Consider the following 1,555-nt stretch of genomic DNA (forward strand, 5'->3'; position numbering starts at 1 on the left):
GCCTCGCTGGGCACATCCGACCTCACCGTCGACGTGCAGCCCGGTGCGCGTTTCAACGGCAGCATCGACGTCGATAACCAGGGCAGCCGCTACACGGGCCGCAACCGCCTGGGCGCCACCCTGAACATCAATGAACTGGCCGGCATCGGCGACGTGGCCAGCGTGCGCGTGTTCACCTCGGCCGATGGCTTGAACTACGGTCGCCTGGCCTATCAGGGACAGGCGGGCTTGCTGCGCCTGGGCGGCGCCTACACGTATATGGATTACAAGCTGGGCAAGGAATTTGCCGTGCTCGACGCCAAGGGCACGGCGAAGATCGCCAGTGTGTATGGCAGTTATCCGCTGATCCGCGCGCGCAGCAACAATCTGTATGCGCAGGTCAGCTATGACGACAAGACTTTCCAGGACAGGACGGAATCGACTGGCAGCGTCAACGACAAGACGGCCAGGGTGTGGATGCTGAACTTGAATGGCGACAACAAGGATGGCTGGGGCGGCGGTGGCGTCAGCACCTATTCCCTCACCTACACCATGGGCAAGATCGATATCGAGACGCCGCAGACCCTGGCGAATGACCGTGTAACGGTGAAGAGCAACGGCCACTTCAACAAGCTCGCTTTCAATGCGGCGCGCATGCAAAGCCTGGGCGGCGAGACGAGCTTGTTCGGCACCATCAGCGGCCAGGCAGCGTCGAAAAATCTCGATGTCTCTGAAAAAATGGGCATCGGCGGCGTGGGCGGCGTGCGCGCCTATCCGGGCGGCGAGGCATATGGCGACCAGGGTTACGTGCTGAACCTGGAACTGCGCCAGAACTTGACGGCTTTCACGGCCTTTCCCGGCCAGCTGCAAGTGCTGGCCTTTGCCGACACGGGCACCGTCAAGCTGAACCGCGACGCCTGGAGCGCAGGCGAAAACCGCCGGACCCTGAGCGGCGCTGGCGTGGGCGTGACGTGGACGGGCGCCAATGCGCTCGTCTTGCGCGCCTATTACGCACACAAGCTGGGCAACGCCAAGGCAACATCGGAGCCCGATTCGGCTGGCCGCTTCTGGTTGCAAGCCGTTAAGTATTTCTAGAACACGCAAAATAACAACAGTCAGGACACGTCATGAACCGCATCTACCGCTCCATCTGGAACCAGGCCACCGGCGCATACGCCGCCGTTTCCGAAAACGTCAAATCGGCCGGCAAGCGTTCCATGCCCGGCAGCAGCGGGGGCGGCGCGCATTTCGCCCTGACCAGCATGGCGGCGGCCCTGATGCTTGGCTATGGCTCACTGGCCCTGGCGGGGCCAACGGGCGGCACGGTGGTGGCGGGGCAGGCCAATATTAGTGGCGCGCCAGGCTCGACGGTGATCACGCAGGGTAGCCAGAATGCGGTGATCAACTGGGCCCAGTTCAATATCAATAAGGGTGAATCGGTGCAGTTCGTGCAGCCCAACAGCAATGCGGTGGCCTTGAACCGCGTGCTGGGCAGCGACGGCACGACCATCCTCGGCAACTTGTCGGCCAACGGCAAGGTGTTTATTGTCAACCCGAACGGCGTGCTGTTCGGCCA

Annotated in this window: 2 protein-coding genes; both read left to right on the plus strand. The window is 62.5% G+C overall.

Translation table 11 applies throughout. From position 1 onward, the window contains the following. On the plus strand, window positions 1-1,074 hold a 1,074-nt coding region (locus ACQ4W0_RS29110; RefSeq protein ID WP_436579894.1), incomplete at its 5' end, for a ShlB/FhaC/HecB family hemolysin secretion/activation protein. Between the two features lie 32 nt (window positions 1,075-1,106). After that, the coding region (locus ACQ4W0_RS29115; RefSeq protein WP_436579895.1) for a two-partner secretion domain-containing protein at window positions 1,107-1,555 on the plus strand (449 nt) is incomplete at its 3' end.

Origin of the sequence: Janthinobacterium breve (genome assembly GCF_051380895.1) — a bacterium.
GTDB lineage: Bacteria > Pseudomonadota > Gammaproteobacteria > Burkholderiales > Burkholderiaceae_D > Janthinobacterium.